The sequence below is a fragment of the Massilia oculi genome (assembly GCF_003143515.1).
In the GTDB taxonomy this organism is placed as follows: domain Bacteria; phylum Pseudomonadota; class Gammaproteobacteria; order Burkholderiales; family Burkholderiaceae_D; genus Telluria; species Telluria oculi.
On record NZ_CP029343.1, the window covers coordinates 1,836,265 to 1,855,523 of the forward strand.

The 19,259-nt window shown below is 67.1% G+C and carries 19 protein-coding genes and 1 pseudogene; 9 read left to right on the forward strand and 11 right to left on the reverse strand.

Features of this window, described 5'->3' with window-relative positions; all coding sequences use genetic code 11:
- Positions 1-33: 33 nt before the first annotated feature.
- Both DIR46_RS08495 and aptA read right to left on the reverse strand, forming a co-directional pair.
- The gene (locus tag DIR46_RS08495) at positions 34-1,011 is read right to left on the reverse strand and encodes an FAD-dependent oxidoreductase (protein WP_109344847.1); all 978 of its coding nucleotides are present in this window, start codon (positions 1,009-1,011) and stop codon (positions 34-36) included.
- A gap of 60 nt (positions 1,012-1,071) precedes the next feature.
- The gene (gene aptA / locus DIR46_RS08500; RefSeq protein WP_109344848.1) at positions 1,072-2,388 is read right to left on the reverse strand and encodes an omega-aminotransferase AptA; all 1,317 of its coding nucleotides are present in this window, start codon (positions 2,386-2,388) and stop codon (positions 1,072-1,074) included.
- A 210-nt stretch (positions 2,389-2,598) separates the two neighbouring features.
- On the opposite strand from aptA, the gene DIR46_RS08505 reads away from it, so the two are divergent.
- The 5 genes from DIR46_RS08505 to DIR46_RS08525 all read left to right on the forward strand — a co-directional run bounded on the left by DIR46_RS08505 (position 2,599) and on the right by DIR46_RS08525 (position 5,935).
- Positions 2,599-3,162 (forward strand): GNAT family N-acetyltransferase, encoded by a 564-nt coding sequence (locus DIR46_RS08505; RefSeq protein WP_109344849.1) that lies wholly within the window; start codon positions 2,599-2,601, stop codon positions 3,160-3,162.
- Positions 3,162-3,800 carry a TonB family protein gene (locus tag DIR46_RS08510; RefSeq protein WP_109344850.1) on the forward strand — a complete coding sequence of 213 codons (639 nt, stop codon included), beginning with the start codon at positions 3,162-3,164 and terminating at the stop codon, positions 3,798-3,800. Before DIR46_RS08505 ends, DIR46_RS08510 begins: the two co-directional genes overlap by 1 nt.
- Positions 3,801-3,957: 157 nt before the next feature.
- Positions 3,958-4,236: a hypothetical protein gene (locus tag DIR46_RS08515; protein ID WP_109344851.1), complete on the forward strand. Its 279-nt coding sequence runs from the start codon at positions 3,958-3,960 to the stop codon at positions 4,234-4,236.
- Positions 4,237-4,241: 5 nt separating this feature from the next.
- Positions 4,242-5,138, forward strand: coding sequence for a sensor histidine kinase (locus DIR46_RS08520; RefSeq protein WP_109344852.1), 897 nt, complete (start codon positions 4,242-4,244; stop codon positions 5,136-5,138).
- A complete protein-coding gene (locus tag DIR46_RS08525) occupies positions 5,138-5,935 on the forward strand; it encodes a LytR/AlgR family response regulator transcription factor (protein WP_109344853.1) in 798 nt (265 codons plus the stop codon). Before DIR46_RS08520 ends, DIR46_RS08525 begins: the two co-directional genes overlap by 1 nt.
- Before the next feature lie 6 nt (positions 5,936-5,941).
- Here the strand turns inward: DIR46_RS08525 and DIR46_RS08530 are convergent, their stop codons facing one another.
- Positions 5,942-6,484 carry a gamma carbonic anhydrase family protein gene (locus DIR46_RS08530; RefSeq protein WP_109347961.1) on the reverse strand — a complete coding sequence of 181 codons (543 nt, stop codon included), beginning with the start codon at positions 6,482-6,484 and terminating at the stop codon, positions 5,942-5,944.
- Positions 6,485-6,568: 84 nt separating this feature from the next.
- Between DIR46_RS08530 and chrA the strand changes: the two genes are divergently transcribed.
- Positions 6,569-7,777, forward strand: a complete 1,209-nt coding sequence (chrA, locus tag DIR46_RS08535; protein WP_109344854.1) for a chromate efflux transporter — start codon at positions 6,569-6,571, stop codon at positions 7,775-7,777.
- Here chrA and DIR46_RS08540 read toward each other — a convergent pair.
- Positions 7,774-8,460: a DUF2076 domain-containing protein gene (locus DIR46_RS08540; RefSeq protein ID WP_162819481.1), complete on the reverse strand. Its 687-nt coding sequence runs from the start codon at positions 8,458-8,460 to the stop codon at positions 7,774-7,776. The genes chrA and DIR46_RS08540 overlap by 4 nt on opposite strands.
- 180 nt (positions 8,461-8,640) lie before the next feature.
- Between DIR46_RS08540 and DIR46_RS08545 the strand changes: the two genes are divergently transcribed.
- A complete protein-coding gene (locus DIR46_RS08545; RefSeq protein ID WP_109344856.1) occupies positions 8,641-9,177 on the forward strand; it encodes a DUF2058 domain-containing protein in 537 nt (178 codons plus the stop codon).
- Between the two features lie 50 nt (positions 9,178-9,227).
- Here the strand turns inward: DIR46_RS08545 and DIR46_RS08550 are convergent, their stop codons facing one another.
- The 7 genes from DIR46_RS08550 to xapA all read right to left on the reverse strand — a co-directional run bounded on the left by DIR46_RS08550 (position 9,228) and on the right by xapA (position 16,909).
- Positions 9,228-9,581, reverse strand: coding sequence for a hypothetical protein (locus tag DIR46_RS08550; protein ID WP_109344857.1), 354 nt, complete (start codon positions 9,579-9,581; stop codon positions 9,228-9,230).
- Between the two features lie 49 nt (positions 9,582-9,630).
- On the reverse strand, positions 9,631-10,035 hold the full coding sequence (locus DIR46_RS08555; protein WP_109344858.1) for a cytidine deaminase: 405 nt from the start codon (positions 10,033-10,035) through the stop codon (positions 9,631-9,633).
- A gap of 7 nt (positions 10,036-10,042) precedes the next feature.
- Positions 10,043-11,365, reverse strand: a complete 1,323-nt coding sequence (deoA, locus tag DIR46_RS08560) for a thymidine phosphorylase (RefSeq protein ID WP_109344859.1) — start codon at positions 11,363-11,365, stop codon at positions 10,043-10,045.
- Between the two features lie 134 nt (positions 11,366-11,499).
- On the reverse strand, positions 11,500-13,878 hold the full coding sequence (locus DIR46_RS08565) for an aldehyde dehydrogenase family protein (RefSeq protein ID WP_370659960.1): 2,379 nt from the start codon (positions 13,876-13,878) through the stop codon (positions 11,500-11,502).
- A 14-nt stretch (positions 13,879-13,892) separates the two neighbouring features.
- On the reverse strand, positions 13,893-14,849 hold the full coding sequence (deoC, locus tag DIR46_RS08570) for a deoxyribose-phosphate aldolase (RefSeq protein ID WP_109344861.1): 957 nt from the start codon (positions 14,847-14,849) through the stop codon (positions 13,893-13,895).
- Entirely contained in the window at positions 14,846-16,039 is a 1,194-nt protein-coding gene (locus DIR46_RS08575; protein WP_109344862.1) for a phosphopentomutase, read from the reverse strand. The genes deoC and DIR46_RS08575 overlap by 4 nt, the downstream gene beginning before the upstream one ends.
- 27 nt (positions 16,040-16,066) lie before the next feature.
- On the reverse strand, positions 16,067-16,909 hold the full coding sequence (xapA, locus tag DIR46_RS08580) for a xanthosine phosphorylase (RefSeq protein ID WP_109344863.1): 843 nt from the start codon (positions 16,907-16,909) through the stop codon (positions 16,067-16,069).
- A 279-nt stretch (positions 16,910-17,188) separates the two neighbouring features.
- Here xapA and DIR46_RS08585 point away from each other — a divergent pair, with 279 nt between their 5' ends.
- Both DIR46_RS08585 and DIR46_RS08590 read left to right on the forward strand, forming a co-directional pair.
- The gene (locus DIR46_RS08585; RefSeq protein WP_229446547.1) at positions 17,189-18,313 is read left to right on the forward strand and encodes a carbohydrate kinase; all 1,125 of its coding nucleotides are present in this window, start codon (positions 17,189-17,191) and stop codon (positions 18,311-18,313) included.
- Positions 18,314-18,327: 14 nt separating this feature from the next.
- A pseudogene (locus tag DIR46_RS08590) lies at positions 18,328-19,244 on the forward strand (pseudouridine-5'-phosphate glycosidase).
- Positions 19,245-19,259 lie beyond the last annotated feature (15 nt).

The window sequence follows — 19,259 nt, forward strand, 5'->3', positions numbered from 1 at the left end:
GTGTAACGCAAACGTCAATACGACGCGAAAACCTCAGGCCTGCAGGTCGGCATGGATCGCCTGCGCCGCCTGCAGGCCATGGCGGCGGGCCTGCATCCGCTCCAGGTGCGCCGCCACGCAGTCGCCGCCGGCATAGATGCCCGGCAGCGCGGTGCGGAAGCACCCGTCGACCTCGATCCGGTCGCCCTCGCGCGACTGCTGGCGCACCAGCGGGTCGTATTCGGCCCCGGGCGCGCGGCCCACTGCCTTGAACACGGCGTGGGCGGCGATCTCGGTGAAGCCGCCGGTGTCGACCATGCGGTCGCCCAGCAGGCGGGTCTGCTCGAAGCGCACCGCCCCGACCGCACCGCGTTCGTCGCGCAGCACCTCGAGCGGCGCGACCCAGCCGCGCACCCGCACGAAGCAGGCGCGCGCGACTTCTTCTTCGCGGCCGTCGGGCGTCAGGGCGTGGCGCAGCGCCAGCGTGACGTCCTGGGCGCCCAATTGCTTGAGGCGCGCCGCCATGCCGACCGCGCCGCGGCTGGCGCCGATCACGATCGCGCGCTGCGGCACCGGCAGCGCCAGCAGGTCGTCCAGCGCATACACGGCGGCCAGCCGGCGGCCGGCGTCGACCAGGCCGGCCGGATCGCTGCCGGACAGCGCCAGCACGCGGCTGGACGCCAGGCCGACGCCCAGGAAGATCGCGTCATGCCACAGGTGCAGGTCGGCCAGCTCGAGGTCGACGCCCAGCTTGCGCTTATATTCGCAACGGATGCGGCCCTGGGCCTGCAGGCGCTCGAACAGCGCCTGTTCGGATGCGCACGCCGGCGCAGTCTCACTCATGCGCTCGCGCGAGCGCGCTTCGTATAGCACGACGCCATTGCCGAGCAGCGCCAGCCGGATGGCGCAAGCCATGCCGGCCATGCCGGCGCCGACCACGGCCACCTGCTTGCCGGTCGGCGGCGCCGGTTCGCCGGCGAGGGAAGATGCTTTGGATGCGGACAGGTCCAGGACGTCGGTGGTGGCGGTCATCGGTCTCTCTTTCTTCTCAGGCGGGGCGTGGCGCGCCCTCTGTGTTGTCAGTCCATGCGCTCAAGCCAGTTGCGTCAGGACCCTGGCCAGCTTGCCGAACAATTCGTCGACGTGTTGTTTTTCCAGTACCAGCGGCGGCGACAGCGCGATGATGTCGCCCGTAATGCGGATGAGGAGGCCCTCGGCGAAGGCCTGCTTGAGCGCCGCATAGCCGCGCGCGCCGGGCTGGCCCGGGATCGGCGCCAGCTCGATGGCGGCGATGATGCCGATCGAGCGCAGGTCGATCACGTGCGGCAGGCCGCGCAGCGATTGCAGCGCCTCCTCGAAATACGGCTGCATGCGCGCCGCGTTGTCCAGCACCGCCTGTTCGCGGAACACGTCCAGCGTGGCCAGCGCGGCGGCGCAGGCCAGCGGGTGACCGGAATAGGTATAGCCGTGAAACAGCTCGATCCCGGCCGGCCCCTCCATGAAGGCGTCGTGGATGAAGGACTTGCTGAACACCGCGCCCATCGGCACCGCGCCATTGGTGATGCCCTTGGCCGTGGCCATCAGGTCGGGCTCGACGCCGAACCAGTCGCTGGCGAAGGGCGTGCCCAGGCGTCCGAAGCCGGTGATGACCTCGTCAAAGATCAACAGGATGCCGTGGCGGTCGCAGATCTCGCGCAGGCGCTTGAGATAACCCTTGGGAGGAATCAGTACGCCGGTCGAGCCGGATACCGGCTCCACGATCACGGCCGCGATGGTCGACGGGTCGTGCAGCGCCACCATGCGTTCGAGGTCTTCGGCCAGTTCGACGCCGTGTTCGGGTTCGCCGCGTGCATAGGCGTTGCGCTCCAGGTCATGCGTGTGGCGCAGGTGGTCGACGCCCGGCAGCAGGGGCCCGAAGTGCTTGCGGTTGGCGCCGATGCCGCCGACCGAGATGCCGCCGAAGCCCACGCCATGGTAGCCGCGCTCGCGGCCGATCAGGCGCGTGCGTCCACCCTCCCCGCGCGCGCGGTGGTAGGCCAGCGCGATCTTGAGCGCGGTGTCGACCGCTTCCGATCCCGACCCCGTATAGAACACGTGGCCGAAGCGGTGGCCGCTGAACGCCATCAGGCGTTCGGCCAGTTCGAAGGCGGCCGGGTGGCCCATCTGGAAAGTGGGTGCGTAGTCGAGCTGGCCGGCCATCGCGGCGATGGCTTCGGCGATCTTCGGCTGGCCGTGGCCGCAGGGCACGCACCACAGGCCGGCGGCGCCGTCGAGCACCTGGCGGCCATCGACGTCGCGGTAATACATGCCTTTGGCGGAGACCAGCAGGCGCGGATCGCGCTTGAAGTCGCGGTTATTGGTGAATGGCATCCAGAAAGATGACATCGCGGAAGGCCTGGACTCATACATGATGCGCTCCCCGTTCAATGGCGCTCTGAAGCAATGAAGTTTGAACAAGAATGGCGAGACTTGCAACAGGCACGCGGTTGGCGGCATGCGCGAGCGCAAAAACATGCGACACGCATCGTGTTAGCCCCAGGAAAAGCCATGGGTCGTCGCCCTGCCTGCAGGCGTCACGGCAGTGGTATGCTAGCGCTGATCACACTGGCAATGCAAACCATGTCGACTTATATCACCCCTGTCCTGACCACCGAACGCCTGGTGCTGCGCCCGCTGGCCGCGAGCGATGCGCCGGCCCTGCACACCATCTTTTCCGACCCGGCCGTGGTGCGCTACTGGAGCGCCGAACCGTGGACCGACATCTCCTTCGCCGAAGCCGCCATCGCCCGCGCGCTGGAAGCCTACCGCGACGAGACCGAGCTGCGCTTCGCGATCGAACTGGCATCGAACCGCGAGCTGATCGGCACCGTGGCCCTGCACCACTTCTTCAACCAGAACAGGCGCTGCGAACTCGGCTACGCGCTCGGCAGCGCGCACTGGGGCCATGGCTACGCCTTCGAAGCGGTATCGGCCGCGCTGGACCATGGCTTCCGCGAGGTCGGCCTGAACCGGGTCGAGGCCGACATCGACCCGCGCAACGTCGCCTCCGGCCGCGTGCTGGAAAAACTGGGCTTTCGCAAGGAAGGCTTCATGCCGCAGCGCTGGCTGGTGCACGGAGAGTACGCCGACACCGTCTTCTACGGCCTGCTGCGCGACTACTGGAACGACAGGACGGCCCCTTGATGGCAAGACGGAATCGCACGATGAAGGCCCTGGCGGCAGGTTCGAGCCTGGCGCTGTCCCTGCTGGCCATGGCGCCGCAATCGGCCGCGGCCCAGGCCACGCTGCCGACCTGGCGCGAGATCACCATCTTCGCGACCGATGCCGGCTATCCGGCGGCGCTCGCGCGGCGCGGCGTGCAGGGCAATGTGACGGTCGAACTGGCCCTCGACGACAAGGGCCGCAAAGGGGTCGTTTCGGTGCGCGACTCCTCGCGCTCGGCCGAACTCGATGCGCTGGCGCTGGCCATGGCCAGGCGGCTGGACATCCCTGCTACTGGCGAGCACCGCAGCGGCCTGGTGATCTTCAAGTTCAAGAAAGACCACGGCACCACCATCGCCACCAAGAGCTGCGCCGATTTCAACGTCGATGCCGCCTGGCAGGCCGCCACCTTCCCGGAACGCAGCCTGCGCGAGTTGCCGGTGACCTATGAAAGCATCGGCACGCTGATCTACAGCATGCACCGCGAAGGCTCGGCGCGCCAATCCTTCCCGGCCCTGGAACCGGTCCTGAACGCCACGGTGGCGGCCTGCGCGCGCACGCCCGAGGCCGGCATGCTGGACGTGATGCGGCAAGAGGCGCTCAAGCTGATCGGGCAATAGCGCGTATTTACCAGCGAGGACGGGGTCGACAGCGTCCCCGTTCATCCGCCCTCACGACCGCCCGTCCCCGGATTCGCACCGTTTATCGGATCGCTCTTGGCGTAACATGGGTGCATCCCTACAGTAGGGTCATCATTGTTAGAAAGGACTTGCACGCATGAAAACCATTCATACGCCCACCAGTCGCTTCCAATCGATCCTGCGCAATATGGAAGTTGCTGGCCGCACAACCTGGCGCCTGGCGAAGTCCAGCGCCCGTTCGCTGCGCCGCATGCCGTGGCCGGTGTTGCTGGTGATCGCGATCGTGCTGGCGGCGCTGATCACCATCGTGCCGATCGTGCTGGCGCTGTTCGTCGGCCTGCTGCTGCTGAAATTCCTCGCCATCGCCATCTTCGGCCGCGAGCCGCGCCGCATCGAGCATTACACGCAAGAGTAAATACCATGGCCGCCACCCAGATCAACCGCGCACTCGACTTCGTCCGCGACGCTTTCCGCGAGGCGGGCGTGCTGTGGTGGCGCTTCTTCGACTGGCTCGCCCTGATCGAGTGGCGCCAGCTCTATCTGGTCTGGTTCCTGGTGTTCGTGACCGGCATGTTCGTCAAGCTGACGGAGCCGGCGATCTGGTTCATCCTGATCTCGTTCGGGGTCAAGGTGCTGGCCGGCGGCAAGCGCCGCGCCGAGCTGCTGGCGCGCGACGCCTCGACCAAGGCCGACGTCGCCAATCTCGAGCGGCGCCTGACCGAGGCGCAGATGGCCACGCTCCAGGCCCAGGTCGAACCGCACTTCCTGTTCAACACGCTGGCCCTGATCGGCCAGCTGATCGAGACCGACCCCAGGGAAGCGGCGCGCGTGCACGGCCACCTGATCGAATACCTGCGCGCCTCGCTGCCGCAGATGCGCAATACCAGGGGCGCGGGCGGCACATTGGGCAAGCAGGTCGAACTGTCGCGCGCCTACCTGTCCATCATGCAGGCGCGCATGAAGGAAAGGCTGGCGGTGCGCTTCGAGGTGCCCGACTTCCTCGGCAGCTCGCCGTTCCCGCCGATGATGCTGCAGACCCTGATCGAGAACGCGATCAAGCATGGCCTGGAGCCGAAGGTCGCGGGCGGCACGATCACGGTGCGCGCGCGGGTCGAAGGCGCCACCCTGTGCGTCGACGTGTGCGACGACGGCGTCGGCTTCAACCTGCATGCCGGCAGCGGCGTCGGCCTGGCCAACATCCGCGAGCGGCTGGCGCTGTTGTATGGCAAGGATGCCGAACTCGTGATCGAAGCCCTGCCGGGCGGCGGCGCCTGCGTGTCGATCCGCCTGCCCTATCGCATGACGGAAGACGGCTGATGGCCCACCCGCACCCGACGGCCCTGATCGCCGACGACGAAGCGCCCATGCGCGACCAGCTGCGCGCGCGCCTGCACGAGGCGTGGCCGGAGCTGCGCATCGTGGCCGAAGCGGCCAACGGCGCCGAAGCGGTGGCGCTGGCGCTCGAGCACAAGCCCGACATCGCCTTCCTCGACATTCGCATGCCGGGCATGGGCGGCATCGATGCCGCGCGCCAGATGTACGAGCGCTGCCACATCGTGTTCGCCACCGCCTACGACCAGTATGCGGTCGAGGCCTTCGAGCAGGGCGCCATCGACTACCTCCTCAAGCCCGTCACCCTGGCGCGGCTGGAAACGACGGTGGCGCGCCTGCGCCGCCGGCTGGAGCACACGCCGCAGGACATCGGCGCGCAACTGGCCCGGCTGGCGCAGCTGGCGCAATTGAGTGAGCAGCTTCTGGTCCAGAACGGGGCCGCCGCCGCCAAGCCGGCGTATCTGCGCTGGATCCAGGCCCAGTCCGGCAACAGCCTGCGCATGGTGAGCACGCGCGAAGTGCTGTTCTTCCAGTCGGACGACAAGTACACGCGGGTGCAGACCGCCACCGCCCAGCACCTGATCCGCAAGACGCTGAAGGAACTGGAAGAAGAGCTGGACCCGGACGAGTTCTGGCGCATCCACCGCTCGACCCTGGTGCGCGTGGATGCGATCGCGGAGGTGCGGCGCGACCTGCGCGGGCGCCAGATGCTCAGCCTGCGCGGCTACCCGGAAGAACTGGAAGTGAGCCGCAACCACGGCGCGCTGTTCCAGCAGATGTAAAGCGCGTCAGGGCTGCGCCGGCGTATTCTGGTAATTGTCCTTGACCCGCACGTAGTGCTCGGCCGAGTAGCGCAGCCAGCTCTTCTCGGCGTCCGTCAGCGGACGCACCTTCTCGGCCGGCCGGCCCATGTACAGGAATCCGCTTTCCAGCCGCTTGCCCGGCGTGACCAGGCTGCCGGCGCCGAGCATCACCAGGTCTTCGATCACGGCGTCGTCCATCACGATGCTGCCCATGCCGACCAGGCAGTCGTTGCCGATGCGGCAGCCGTGCAGGATGACCGAATGGCCGACCGTGACGTAGTCGCCGATGACCAGGGGCGAGCCCTGCGGCTTGTGGGGTGTGCGGTGGGCGACGTGGCCCATCGTCAGGTCCTGGATATTGGTGCAGCGGCCGATGACGATGTCGTTGACGTCGCCGCGCAGCACGGCGTTGCACCAGACCGAGGAATCGGCGCCGATGCGCACGTTGCCGATGACCTGGGCCGATGCGTGGAGATAGACGCCGCCGGCGAGTTGCGGGAGGGCGTCGAGATAGGGAGCGATAGGCATGATGGCCGCCATCTTACTCTCGCCGCGTCATGGATGCGACATCGTTTGCTGCTATGCTGGGCCGTTCCTGCACACGATCCGCCCATGATTCAACGCCCCGCCGCCCCGCCCTCCTCTGCATGGTCCATCTTCTGGATCTTCCTGAAACTCGGCCTGACCTCGTTCGGCGGCCCGATCGCCCATCTGGGCTACTTTCGCAACGAGTTCGTCCTGCGCCGCCAGTGGCTCGACGATGCGCGCTATGGCGACCTGGTGGCGCTGTGCCAGTTCCTGCCCGGGCCGGCGTCGAGCCAGGTCGGCTTTGCGCTCGGCGTCCTGCGCGGCGGCGGACTGCCTGGTGGCCTCGCGGCCTGGGTCGGCTTCACGCTGCCTTCGGCGCTGCTGATGTTCGCGTTCGCGCTGGGCGCGGCGGGCCTTTCCGGAGCGGCGGCGAACGGTGTCGTGCACGGCCTCAAGCTGGTGGCGGTGGCCGTGGTGGCGCAGGCGGTGTGGGGCATGGCGCGCACCCTCACGCCGGACCGCAGGCGCATCGCGATCGCGCTCGCCGCCATTGCAATCGTGATCCTGGCCAGCGGGCCGGCCGGGCAACTGGCCGCCATCGCCGCGGGCGCCGGCGCCGGCTACTGGCTGTGCCGGGGTCCTGTCGCGCAGCCCGGTGCGGAGCTGTCCGTACCGATTGGCCGCCGTGCCGGCAGCGCGGCGCTCGTGCTGTTCGCCGTCCTGCTGCTCGGGCTTGCGCTATTGGCCGCCCTGACGGCATATCGCCCGCTGGCGCTGTTCGATGCCTTCTACCGCTCCGGCGCCCTGGTCTTTGGCGGCGGCCACGTCGTGCTGCCGCTGCTGCAGGCCGAGACGGTGGCCAGCGGCTCGATCCCGAATGAGACCTTCCTGGCCGGTTATGGTCTCGCCCAGGCGCTGCCCGGACCGCTGTTCGCGTTTGCGGCTTTCCTCGGCGCCCAGGCAAGCATGACGGCGAGCGCGCTTGCTGGCGCCGCGATCGCCCTGCTGGCGCTGTTCTTGCCCGGCCTGTTGCTCGTCTACGGGACGCTGCCGTTCTGGGACCGCCTGCGCCGTCATGCCGCCGCGCGCCACGCGATGATGGGCGCAAACGCCGCCGTGGTCGGCATCCTCGCCGCCGCGCTGGCCGATCCGGTGTGGACGGGCGCCGTGTTCGACGTGCGCGACGCCGGCATCGCGCTGGCCGGCTTCCTGCTGCTGGTGGTCTGGAAAGCGCCGCCATGGATCGTCGTGATCCTGTCGGCGGCGGCAGGGGTCATGCTGGCAGGCGCTTAGCCGAATAATCCTTCGTCGGAACCGTCGCCGTCGAAGAAGCCGCCCAGGCTGTCGTCGTTGTTGTTGTCGGCCAGGCTGTCGCCGCCCGGCTCGTCGATCGCGCCGATGCCGGCCTGGTCCGCCAGCGCCCCGCCCCCTGCCGCCTCGGCGGCGCCACCGTCGGCCGCATTGTCCGCCAACAAGTGGTTCGAGGCGCCCTGCCCGTCATTGCCCAGCAGGTTGCCGATGCCGTGGAACAGGAAGCTGCCCGCCGCCACACCGGCCGCCGTGGCTGCCACCGTGCCCAGCAGACCGCCGCCGGCGCCGCCCAGGAAGCCGCCGCTTTTCGCCGTCTGGGCCTGCGGTGCGGAGCCGGTCGGTCCGTTTTGCTGGTATGCCCCCTGCTGGATGCCCGGGACCGGATTCGATGGCTGGCCTTGCGCGGAGTTGCCCCATTGATTGGCGTCGAGGAAGCCCCCGCCGCCCTTGCCGCCCTGGTTCTCCAGTTCGGCGATGCGCGCCTTGGCATTGCCCAGCGCCTGCTCCACCAGCAAGGCGCGCTGCACCAGCAGGTAGGCGGCGTCCGGCTGCTGGGCCACGGCGCGCGCGATCAGCGCATCGGCCTCCGGATCCTTGGCCACGCCACGGGCCTGCACCAGCTGGCCCAAAAAATCCTGCAACATCTTTTCGTCGGATGGGTTCATTGTCGAGCTCCTGTCTGATGGACGTATTCCACCATGTTGTGGATAAGTCATCGGAATTCAAGTTGTCCAATGGCGACCTCATCGTCCCATGCGACATGCCCTGATCGCTTTCCGCCCCGCTTGTTGCTATGCTGTCGGCTGGCGCCGCGAGCGGCATTCATCATTTCAAGGAAGCACAACATGGTCTCGCTGCAAGAGCAGTTATTGAAAGCCGGCCTGGTCGACAAGAAGAAGGTCAAGCAGGTCAACCAGGACAAGAGCAAGCAACACAAGGAAGTGTTGCGCACCGGCGTGGAAAAGGTCAACCAGTCGCGTGAAGCGGCGCTCGAGATGCAGCGCAAGAACGCCGAGCGCGCGCGCGAGCTGAACGCCCAGCGCGACGCCGATGCCGCCCAGAAAGCCATCCTGGCCCAGATCGCCCAGCTGGTGCAGCAGAACAAGCAGTCGAAGGGCAAGGGCGACGTGCCCTATAATTTTACCTTCGGCACCAAGATCGAACGCATCCACGTGACGGCGCAGATCGTGGAGCACCTGGTGGCGGGACGCCTGGTGATCGTCCACATGCATGGCAGCTTCGAGCTGGTGCCGCGCGTGATCGGCGAAAAGATCGCCCAGCGCGATGCCTCGATCGTGGTCCAGATCAAGAAGAAGGCGCAGGAGGTGGAAGAAGACGATCCGTACGCGGATTACAAGATTCCTGACGACCTGATGTGGTAATCAGAAACGGCCCCGATGACGTTCCAATCGGAGGCCGACTGGACGAACGCTTACTGCTTCGTCTTGTTTTCGATGTCCTGCACGTCCGCACGGGTCTTGTCCGGTGACCGCTCGTCCTTGTTTTTCGACTGCCCAAGACCGGATGCGGTCGTCTCTTGCTTGCTGCCGCCCTGGAAACCGGGATCGACGACATTCGCGCTTTCCGGGCCCTCGGCCGCCGGGTTCGCCTGCTTGTCGCGCCCGGTGTTGGCGGGCAGTTGCCGGTCGACGGTTCCCTTCCTTTCGGCCTGGGTAGTGCTCGCACCGGTCTTGTCGGCCTGGGCCGCGGCGCTTGCCGCGATAATGACACCACTCAACAGCACGATGACGTTCTTCATGGTTTCCTCCGAATCAAGGTTGGTCATGTAAGGATGTCATCACAGTGGTGCCCGAATGCGGGATCACAAGGCCTGTTCAATTTCCCAGGTCACGGCCGCCAAAGGCATTCGGCAGCTGCGCCGCCGCGGTGGTCTCGAACACGTCGCCGCTCAGGTTGGTCAGCACCACCGGCAGCTCGTTGCCACCCAGCTCCAGGATCACCTGGCGGCAGGCGCCGCAGGGCGCGATCGGACCGTCGGTCTGGCCGATCACGGCCAGGGCCGCGAAATCGCCCGGCCGGTAACCGCTGGCGATGGCGCTGAACAGGGCGGTGCGCTCGGCGCAGTTGCACAGGCCATAGGACGCATTCTCCACATTACAGCCGCGGAAGATGCGGCCATCCTTGCATTCCAGCGCGGCGCCCACCTTGAACTTCGAGTAAGGGGCATAGGCCAGCTCGCGCGCTGCGCGCGCTTCATCGATCAGTTTCGCGTATTTCATGTGTGGCTCAGGGACGAACGGTGCGGTGGATCATCGGCTCGACGGCCGGCTTGTCGATAGCGACGTGGTAGGCGGCCTGCACCTGGCGAATGGCCTGTTCGGCGGCTTCTTGCGAACGCGCATGCACCATCGCCAGCGGCTGGCCGACGGCGATCGTGTCGCCCAGTTCCACCAGCCCGGTCAGGCCGACCGCGAAGTCGATCGCATCCTGCGGACGCACGCGGCCACCGCCCAGCGCCACCACGGCCAGGCCCAGTTCGCGGGTATCGACCGCGCTCGCATAGCCGGCCTGCGGCGCAGGCACGGGCACGATGACCGGCGCCGTTTCCAGGTATGCGTCGGGCTTGTCCATCAGGTCGGCCGGGCCGCCCAGGGCGGTCACCATGCGCGCGAAACGCTCGGCGGCTTCGCCCGAATCGAGGGCCGCCTGCAGCCGGGCGCGCGCTTCCTGCTCGCTCGACGCCAGGCCGGAAATGACGAGCATCTCGGCGCACAGCGCCATCGTCACCTCGTGCAGGCGCGCGGGACGCGACTTGCCTGTCAGGTAGTCGATCGCGACGCGCACTTCGACGGCATTGCCGGCGGCGTGGCACAGCGATTCGTTCATGCCGGTGAGGATGGCCGAGGTGCGGGTGCCGGCGCCGTTGCCGACGTTGACGATCGATTCGGCCAGCTCCAGCGATTTCGCCGGCGTCGGCATGAAGGCGCCGCTGCCGACCTTGACGTCCATCACCAGCGCGTCCAGGCCCGCCGACAGCTTCTTGGACAGGATCGAGCCGGTGATCATGGCCACCGATTCCACGGTCGCCGTGGTGTCGCGGATGCTGTAGAAACGCTTGTCGGCCGGCGCCAGCTGGGCGGTCTGGCCGATGATGGCCACGCCCACGTCCTGCACCACCTGGCGGAACTTCTCCGGTTCCGGCACCGTGCTGTAGCCCGGGATCGAATCGAACTTGTCGAGCGTGCCGCCGGTGTGGCCCAGGCCGCGGCCCGAGATCATCGGCACGAAGCCGCCGCAGGCCGCGATCATTGGTCCCAGCATCAGCGACACCACGTCGCCGACACCGCCGGTCGAGTGCTTGTCGACCACCGGACCGGGCAGGTCCAGGGATTTCCATTCCATGACCTGGCCCGAATCGCGCATCGCCAGCGTAAAGGCGACGCGCTCGTCCATCGTCATGTCGTTGAAGTAGACCGCCATCGCGAACGCCGCGATCTGGCCTTCGGTGACGCTGCCATCAGGGATGCCGCGCACGAAGAACTGGATCTCTTCGGCGGAGAGGACTCCACCGTCGCGCTTCTTGCGGACGATTTCTTGGGGGAGGAACATGATTGTGTCCGTTCTCACTAATAGCTTGAAAACGTCATTCCCGCGGAGGCGGGAATCCAAGTCTGTTCGCGATATGCTGGCTTACCTGGATTCCCGCCTGCGCGGGAATGACGGGGTTCGAGGTTCCGGGACGATTACACGCCGTACGGAATCCAGACATTCTTGACCTGGCTTGCATGCTGCAGCACAGTGCGGCCGCAGGCCTGCTTCGGATCGAACCAGTCGCGGCCCCTGGCGCCGCCGGTCCAGGTGCGCTTGAGCGATTCCGCCGACAGGCGCTCCACTTCCGCGCAGCCTTCCTGTGACCCGTCATGGCGCCACACCGCATCGATGTCGCCATGGGTCGCCAGCGTGCGCGCCAGCTCGTCGGCCGAGCCAGTGACGATGTTCAGCGCGCCGCCCGGCAGGTCCGAGGTATCCAGCACCTGGTACAGGTCGATGCTCGATAACGGATGCTGCTCCGACGGCACCGCCACCACGCGGTTGCCCAGGGCCAGCGCCGGCGCCACCAGCGAGATGAAGCCCAGCAGCGGATTCTCGTTCGGGCAGACGATGCCGATCACGCCGACCGGTTCGTTCAGCGCCACGGTGATGCCGTGCATCGGCGGCTGGTGCGCCGCGCCGTCGTATTTGTCGGCCCACGCCGCCCAATAGAACAGGCGCTCGATCGAGGCGGCCACTTCGCGCGCCGCATCCTTCGACCCGGTCTGCTGCGCGATGCGCTGGGCGAATTCGTCGGCGCGGATCGCCAGGTTCTCGGCGATGTAGTACAGCACCTGCGCGCGGTTGTGCGCGGTCGCCCTGGTCCAGCCGGCGGCCTTGTGCGCCGCCTCGACGGCGTTGCGGATGTCCTTGCGGCTGCCTTCGCCGACATCCGCCAGGAAGTCGCCGTTGGCGCCATGGATGGCGCGGCTGTAGGCGCCGTCAGGGCGGGCCTGCTTGCCGCCGATGTACAGCTTGGCGGTGCGGTCGACCGCGAACGGGCTGTCTTCCTGCGCCGGTTTGGCCTTGGCCTTCTCGGCCACGAGCGGCGCCGCTGGACGCGCATCTTCCGCCAGCGGCGTCAGGTATTCATACATCCCCTCCTTGCCGCCTTCGCGGCCGTAGCCCGATTCCTTGTAGCCGCCAAAGCCGCAGGCCGCATCGAACTGGTTCGCGGTGTTGATCCACACCACGCCGGCCTTGATCTGCGGGACCACGTCCAGCGCCAGGCTGATCGACTCGCTCCACACGCAGGCCGCCAGGCCGTACACGGTGTTGTTCGCCAATTGAACCGCTTCAAGCGGGGTGCGGAAGCTCATCGCCACCAGCACCGGGCCGAAGATCTCGGCCTGGGCCACGGCGGCCGACGTCGACGCGCCCGTGATCAGGGTCGGCAGATACCACGAACCGGTGGTCGCCAGCTCGACGCTCGGCTGCCACACCTCGCACCCTTCGGCGCGCGCCGATTCGACCAGGCCGTGGATGCGCTGCTGCTGCACCGGGTCGACCAGCGCGCCGATGTCGTTCGATTTATCCAGCGGCGAACCGACGCGCAGGTTCTGCATGCGCGCCTTGACCTTGCCGATGAAGCGTTCGTATACCGATTCCTGCACCAGCAGGCGCGAACCGGCGCAGCAGACCTGGCCCTGGTTGAACCAGATCGAATCGACCAGGCCTTCGACCGCCGCATCGAGGTCGGCGTCGTCGAACACGATGAAGGGGGATTTGCCGCCCAACTCCAGCGACAGCTTCTTGCCGCTGCCGGCGGTCGCCTTGCGGATCAGGCGACCGACTTCGGTCGAGCCGGTGAAGGCGATCTTGTCGATGCCGGGGTGATTCACGATGGCTTCGCCCACGCGGCCGTCGCCGGTCACGATGTTGACGACGCCGGCCGGCACGCCCGCGCGCTGGCAGAGCTCGGCGAACAGCAGCGCGGTCAGCGGCGTGTACTCGGCCGGCTTGAACACGACGGTATTACCGGCGGCCAGCGCCGGCGCGATCTTCCACGCCAGCATCAGGAGCGGGAAGTTCCACGGCACGATCTGGCCCACCACGCCGACGGCGCGATAGTCGGCGAATTCTTCCGACTGCAGCTGGGCCCAGCCCGCGTGATGGTAGAAGTGGCGCGCGGCCAGCGGCAGGTCGGCATCGCGGGTTTCGCGGATGGTCTTGCCGTTGTCGAGCGTCTCGAGCACCGCGAACAGGCGCGCGTGCTTTTGCAGAAGGCGCGACAGCGCGTACATGATTTTTGCGCGGCCATGGCCGCCAAGGGCCACCCAGCCCGGCTGGGCGCGGCGCGCGGCGGCGACGGCGCGTTCGACGTCGTCTTGCGTCGCTTGCGTCACCTGCGCCAGCTCGCTGCCGTCGGCCGGGTTGTTGGTGGCGAAGGTCTCGGCGGCCTCGCTCCAGGCGTTGTCGATGAACAGCCCGAAACGGCGGCCATGCTGGTCCAGCCACGCGAGCGCTTCCTTGGTACTCTCTGGTGCGGGACCGTAATCCATGGTGTTAAGAATCTCTTTGATTGTTGGCATGACGAAGTCCGGAATTAAGGTTGCGCGTGGCGATGGGCGGCCGAGTAGTTCCCGGTCACATAGTGCTCCAGCTGGCGCTCGATGTCGGTCAGCAGGCTGGAAGCGCCGATGCGGAACAGGTGCGGCTGCAGCCAGTCGTTGCCCAGTTCTTCCTTCATCACGGTCAGGTATTGCAGCGCCGCCTTGGCGCTCGACACGCCGCCGGCAGGCTTGTAGCCGACCTGGAAGCCGGTCAGTTCGTGGTAGTCGCGGATCGCGCGCACCATCACCAGCGATACCGGGATGGTGGCGTTGACGCCCTCCTTGCCGGTCGAGGTCTTGATGAAGTCGGCGCCGGCCATCATGCACACCATCGATGCCTTGGCCACGTTTTCCAGGGTGATCAGGTCGCCGGTGGCCAGGATGGCCTTGACGTGCGCTTCGCCGCAAGCCTGGCGGTAGGCCACCATCTCGTCGTACAGCGCTTGCCAGTTACCGGTCAACACGTGCTGGCGGGTGATCACGATATCGATCTCGGTCGCGCCCGCGGCCACCGACAGCGCGATCTCGCGCACCTTGGTTTCCATGCTCGACAGGCCGGCCGGGAACGCGGTCGACACGGCGGCGATCGGCAGGCGGCCGTTCAGCACCCTGACGGCCGGGGCGATCATCTCGTGGTACACGCAAACCGCGCCGGTGCTCAAGGTCTCGAGGCCCAGGGCTTGCATCAGGTCGGCGCGCAGCGGGCGCATCGCCTTCATGCACAGGCGCTCGACGCGGCCCGGGGTGTCGTCGCCGCCGAGGGTGGTCAGGTCGATGCACTCGATGGCGCGCACCAGCCAGGCGGCCTGGTATTCCTTCTTGACCGTGCGGCGGTTCGCCAGGCTGGCGGCGCGGCGGTCGGCCGCATTGCGGTTGACCTTGACGCCATTGACCAGGCCCAGGTCCAGCGCCATGCCGGCATTACGTTTGAAATCCAGGGGCTGGGTCATAGCAGTGCGGTTCCGTTCGAAAGTGGTTTGACGCCGAGGTGTTTGGCCAGGGTGGCGCCGATGCTCGAGAAGGTGTCGGCGGTCGGCAGTTCCTGCGCCTTGACGTTCGGGCCGAAGAAGATCATCGGGATGTGCTCGCGGGTGTGGTCCGAGCCGGGCGCGGTCGGGTCGCAACCGTGGTCGGCGGTGATCACGACCAGGTCGCCATCCTTCAGCTTGGCCATGAATTCCGGCAGGCGCGCATCCAGCTCATGCAGCGCGTTCGCATAGCCGGCGACGTCGCGACGGTGGCCGAAGTGCATATCGAAGTCGACGAAGTTCACAAAAGTGAGCGACTTGTCGCCCGCCTCATCGGCCACTTCCAGCAGGCGGTCGAACAAGGCCATATTGTCCGGCCCCTTGACCAGGCGCGTCACACCTTGCGCCGCGAAGATGTCGCTGATCTTGCCGAGGGCGATCATCTCGCCGCCCGCGTCCTTGACGTGGTCGAGCAGGGTCGGCGCGATCGGCGGCACGGCGTAGTCGTGGCGGTTCGACGTGCGCTTGTAGTCGCCGTTGGCGCCCACGAAAGGACGCGCGATGACGCGGCCGATATTGTAGGGCTTGACCAGCTCATAGGCCGCTTCGCACACCTGATACAGGCGCTCGAGGCCGAAGTGTTCTTCGTGCGCCGCGATCTGCAGCACCGAGTCGGCCGAGGTGTACAGGATCGGCTTGCCGGTGGCGACGTGCTCGTCGCCCAGTTCGTTGATGACGGTGGTGCCCGAGGCGTGGCAGTTGCCCAGCCAGCCCGGCACGCCGGTCAATTGCTGCAGCTTGTCGGTCAGCTCTTTCGGGAACGACGGCACGGTCTTGGGGAAGTAACCCCAGTCGAACAGCACCGGCACGCCGGCGATTTCCCAGTGGCCGCTCTGCGTGTCCTTGCCGGTCGACTGTTCGCGGGCGACGCCCCAGGCGCCGGTGAAACCGTCGCGCAGGTCGAAGCCGGGCGCCCATTCGCCGCTCGCCTTGTGCGCGGCAGCGGCCAGGCCCAGTTTCTCGAGGTTCGGCAGCGACATCGGCTTGCCCTCTTTGGCAGCCCACTCGGCGATGTGGCCGAAGGTGTTGGCGCCAGTGTCGCCGTATTGATCGGCGTCCGGCAGTGCGCCGAGGCCGAAGGAATCAAGCAGGAGGATGAATGCGCGTGACATGGTCTTCGCTCTTCCTATTCAAATGATTTATGCGTCGGTGCGCGGGGTCGAGCCCAGGCGTTCAATGTAAGCGTGGATCAGGGTGACCATGTCCTTGGCCGCAACCGCCGCGTATTTCAGCGTCTGCTCGTGCGACAGCGCGAACGGCGACAGGCCCTCGGCCAGGTTGGTGATCGCCGAGACGGCGGCGACCTTCAGGCCACAGTGGCGCGCGGCGATCACTTCCGGGATCAGCGACATGCCCACCACGTCGGCGCCCAGCGTTTTGAAGGCGCGGATTTCGGCGACGGTCTCGAAATGCGGGCCGGCTGCGGCCAGGTACACGCCTTCGTGCAGGACGATGCCCTTCTCCGCGGCCACGGCCTTGACCTGCTCGCGGATTTCCGCGTCATACGCGTTTGACATGCTGAAGAAGCGCGGGCCGAAGCGCTCGTCGTTCGGGCCGGCCATCGGGCTGCCCGGCAGGAAATTGATGTGGTCGGTGATCGCGACCAGGCTGCCGGCGTCGGCTTCGACGCGCAGCGAACCTGCCGCATTGGTGACGAACAGCAGCTCGCAGCCGATTTCCTTGAGGGTGCGGATGGCCGAGGTCATCACGCCCGGGCCATAGCCTTCATAGAAGTGGCCGCGGCCCTTCATGCACGCGACCGGCACGCCGGCGAGAAGGCCCAGCACCAGTTCGCCGGCGTGGCCGTGCACGGTGGAGATCGGAAAGCCCGGCAGGTCGGCATAGCTGATCGACACCGCGTCGACCAGTTGTTCCGCCAGCACGCCCAGTCCGGAACCGAGGATCAGCGCCACACGCGGTGCGAAACCCGGCTTGCGGGCGCGAATGATGTCGGCGGCTTCGAATGGGGTATTGCTGGACATGATATTCCTTGATAAAAACGGGTGATGTGGGATCGCGGATGAGAGAGGCAGATGTCCAGCGCGCGCGAGTGCAGCGCATTTGGACAACTAGATATTATAACTATGCATGATTGGCGATATGTATGGCAAATACACTTTTTCTTCTCGATTTATATTTTTTAAAGATAAATTGTGTGACGTGCCACGGAGCATGCTTACACTGAAAGAAAGATTCGTTGACATGCCTCAAACAATTGTCTAGCATAATAAAACAATTGTCTCATGCGCCTGGCGGCGCACATGAACGCGATGCCGAAAAAAGAACAGTTATACGAGCTGATCCGTTCCAATCCCTTCATCTCGCAGCAAGACCTGGCAGGCCATCTCGGCCTGTCACGCTCCGCGGTCGCCAACTACATCGCCACCCTGGTGCGCGAGCGCCGCATCCTCGGCCGCGCCTATGTGCTGCCCGACCACCGGCCGATCCTGTGCGTCGGCGCGGCCAACCTCGACCGCAAGTTGCGCACGCTCGGCAGGCTGGCCCTGAACACCTCGAACCCCGCGCGCCAGACCGAATCCTTCGGCGGCGTCGCGCGCAACATCGCCGAGAACCTGGCGCGCCTGGGCGTCCCCACGGCGCTGGTCACGGCGGTCGGCGGCGATTCGTCCGGCCGCGCCCTGCTCTCCTACGCCGACGAAACCGGCATCGATACGCGCGGCGCGCTGCGCGTGGACGGCGCCGCCAGCGGCACCTACACCGCGGTGCTCGACGAGGACGGCGACATGCGCGTGGCCCTGGCCGACATGGAGATCAACGAGTCGCTCACGCCCGATTTCCTGGCGACCCGCGAACAGCAGCGCGCCGGCGCCTCCCTGATCGTCGCCGACCTGAACCTGCCGCGCGAGGCCGTCGCCACCCTGCTGGAAGGCAGCCGGCGCGACGGCGTGCCGATGGTAATCGTCGCCGTCTCGGAACCGAAGATCGACCGCCTGCCGCGCGACCTCACCGGCCTGCGCCTGCTGATCCTGAACCTGGGCGAGCTGGCGGCGCGCGTCGGCCGGCCGCTGGCGACCGATGCCGACATCGCCGCGGCCTGCGCCGAATTGCGGCGCGATGGCGTCCAGGACGTGATCGTCACGCGCGGCTCGCTGGGCGTCGTGTTCACGACCGCCACCGGCATCGGGCTGCTCGAAGGCCAGGCCGTCGACGCGGCCGACATGATCGACGTCACCGGCGCCGGCGACGCCTTCGCCGCCGCCGTCTGCTGGAGCCTGTACAGCGGCCAGCCCGAACTGGACCTGGAGCTGGCCTGCCGCCGCGGCCAGACCCTCGCCGCCATGACCATCGCCTGCGCGCAGACCGTCTGCCCGCAACTGGCGCCGGGGCTGTTCGACGCCCCGGTCCAGGACATCGTCACCGACTGAATAGAGATTCGACCATGCATTCCTTCCTCCTGTTTTCGCCCGAAGTGGCGGCCGCCCGCACCGCCGGCAAGCCGATCGTCGCCCTCGAATCGACCATCATCTCGCACGGCATGCCCTACCCGCAGAACGTGCGCACCGCGCGCGAAGTCGAGCAGGTCATCCGCGACGCCGGCGCCGTGCCGGCCACCATCGCCATCATTGGCGGCAAGATCTGCGTCGGCCTGCTTGACGACCAGCTCGAAACGCTGGGTTCCTCGCCCGACGCCATCAAGGTCAGCCGCCGCGACCTGCCCTATGTGCTGGCCCAGGGCCACCTGGGCGCGACCACCGTCGCCGCCACCATGATCTGCGCCGAACTGGCCGGCATCGAGGTCTTCGTCACCGGCGGCATCGGCGGCGTGCACCGCGGCGCCGAAACCAGCTTCGACATCTCGGCCGACCTGCAGGAACTCGCGCAGACCAGCGTGGCCGTGGTGTGCGCCGGCGTGAAGTCGATCCTCGACATCGGCCTGACGCTCGAATACCTCGAGACCCACGGCGTGCCGGTGCTGGCCGTCGGCCAGCCAGGCTTTCCCGCCTTCTTCACGCGCGACAGCGGCTTCAAGGCCGACTTCCAGCTCGACACGCCCGAGAGCCAAGCCGCCTTCATCCGCACCAAGTGGCAGCTCGGCCTGAAAGGCGGGGTGGTGGTCAGCAACCCGGTGCCTCCTGACGCGGCGCTGGCGCCGGACGAGATCGACGCCATCATCCACCAGGCGCTGCAAGAGGCGCAGCAGCAGGCCGTGACCGGCAAGCGGGTCACGCCCTTCCTGCTGGCCCGCATCAAGGAGCTGACGGGGGCCGAAGCCTGGCCACCAATATCGCGCTGGTCAAGCACAACGCCCTGGTCGGCGCGCGCCTGGCCGTGGCGCTGCAGCACAAGGCCGCCTGACGGCAACGAAAAAGC

Excerpts from the sequence above, each read along its gene's own strand:
- DIR46_RS08495 (WP_109344847.1), bottom strand. The coding sequence starts at position 1,011 with ATGACCGCCACCACCGACGTCCTGGACCTGTCCGCATCCAAAGCATCT.
- aptA (WP_109344848.1), bottom strand. The coding sequence starts at position 2,388 with ATGTATGAGTCCAGGCCTTCCGCGATGTCATCTTTCTGGATGCCATTC.
- DIR46_RS08505 (WP_109344849.1), top strand. The coding sequence starts at position 2,599 with ATGTCGACTTATATCACCCCTGTCCTGACCACCGAACGCCTGGTGCTG.
- DIR46_RS08510 (WP_109344850.1), top strand. The coding sequence starts at position 3,162 with ATGGCAAGACGGAATCGCACGATGAAGGCCCTGGCGGCAGGTTCGAGC.
- DIR46_RS08515 (WP_109344851.1), top strand. The coding sequence starts at position 3,958 with ATGAAAACCATTCATACGCCCACCAGTCGCTTCCAATCGATCCTGCGC.
- DIR46_RS08520 (WP_109344852.1), top strand. The coding sequence starts at position 4,242 with ATGGCCGCCACCCAGATCAACCGCGCACTCGACTTCGTCCGCGACGCT.
- DIR46_RS08525 (WP_109344853.1), top strand. The coding sequence starts at position 5,138 with ATGGCCCACCCGCACCCGACGGCCCTGATCGCCGACGACGAAGCGCCC.
- DIR46_RS08530 (WP_109347961.1), bottom strand. The coding sequence starts at position 6,484 with ATGCCTATCGCTCCCTATCTCGACGCCCTCCCGCAACTCGCCGGCGGC.
- chrA (WP_109344854.1), top strand. The coding sequence starts at position 6,569 with ATGATTCAACGCCCCGCCGCCCCGCCCTCCTCTGCATGGTCCATCTTC.
- DIR46_RS08540 (WP_162819481.1), bottom strand. The coding sequence starts at position 8,460 with ATGAACCCATCCGACGAAAAGATGTTGCAGGATTTTTTGGGCCAGCTG.
- DIR46_RS08545 (WP_109344856.1), top strand. The coding sequence starts at position 8,641 with ATGGTCTCGCTGCAAGAGCAGTTATTGAAAGCCGGCCTGGTCGACAAG.
- DIR46_RS08550 (WP_109344857.1), bottom strand. The coding sequence starts at position 9,581 with ATGACCAACCTTGATTCGGAGGAAACCATGAAGAACGTCATCGTGCTG.
- DIR46_RS08555 (WP_109344858.1), bottom strand. The coding sequence starts at position 10,035 with ATGAAATACGCGAAACTGATCGATGAAGCGCGCGCAGCGCGCGAGCTG.
- deoA (WP_109344859.1), bottom strand. The coding sequence starts at position 11,365 with ATGTTCCTCCCCCAAGAAATCGTCCGCAAGAAGCGCGACGGTGGAGTC.
- DIR46_RS08565 (WP_370659960.1), bottom strand. The coding sequence starts at position 13,878 with ATGCCAACAATCAAAGAGATTCTTAACACCATGGATTACGGTCCCGCA.
- deoC (WP_109344861.1), bottom strand. The coding sequence starts at position 14,849 with ATGACCCAGCCCCTGGATTTCAAACGTAATGCCGGCATGGCGCTGGAC.
- DIR46_RS08575 (WP_109344862.1), bottom strand. The coding sequence starts at position 16,039 with ATGTCACGCGCATTCATCCTCCTGCTTGATTCCTTCGGCCTCGGCGCA.
- xapA (WP_109344863.1), bottom strand. The coding sequence starts at position 16,909 with ATGTCCAGCAATACCCCATTCGAAGCCGCCGACATCATTCGCGCCCGC.
- DIR46_RS08585 (WP_229446547.1), top strand. The coding sequence starts at position 17,189 with ATGAACGCGATGCCGAAAAAAGAACAGTTATACGAGCTGATCCGTTCC.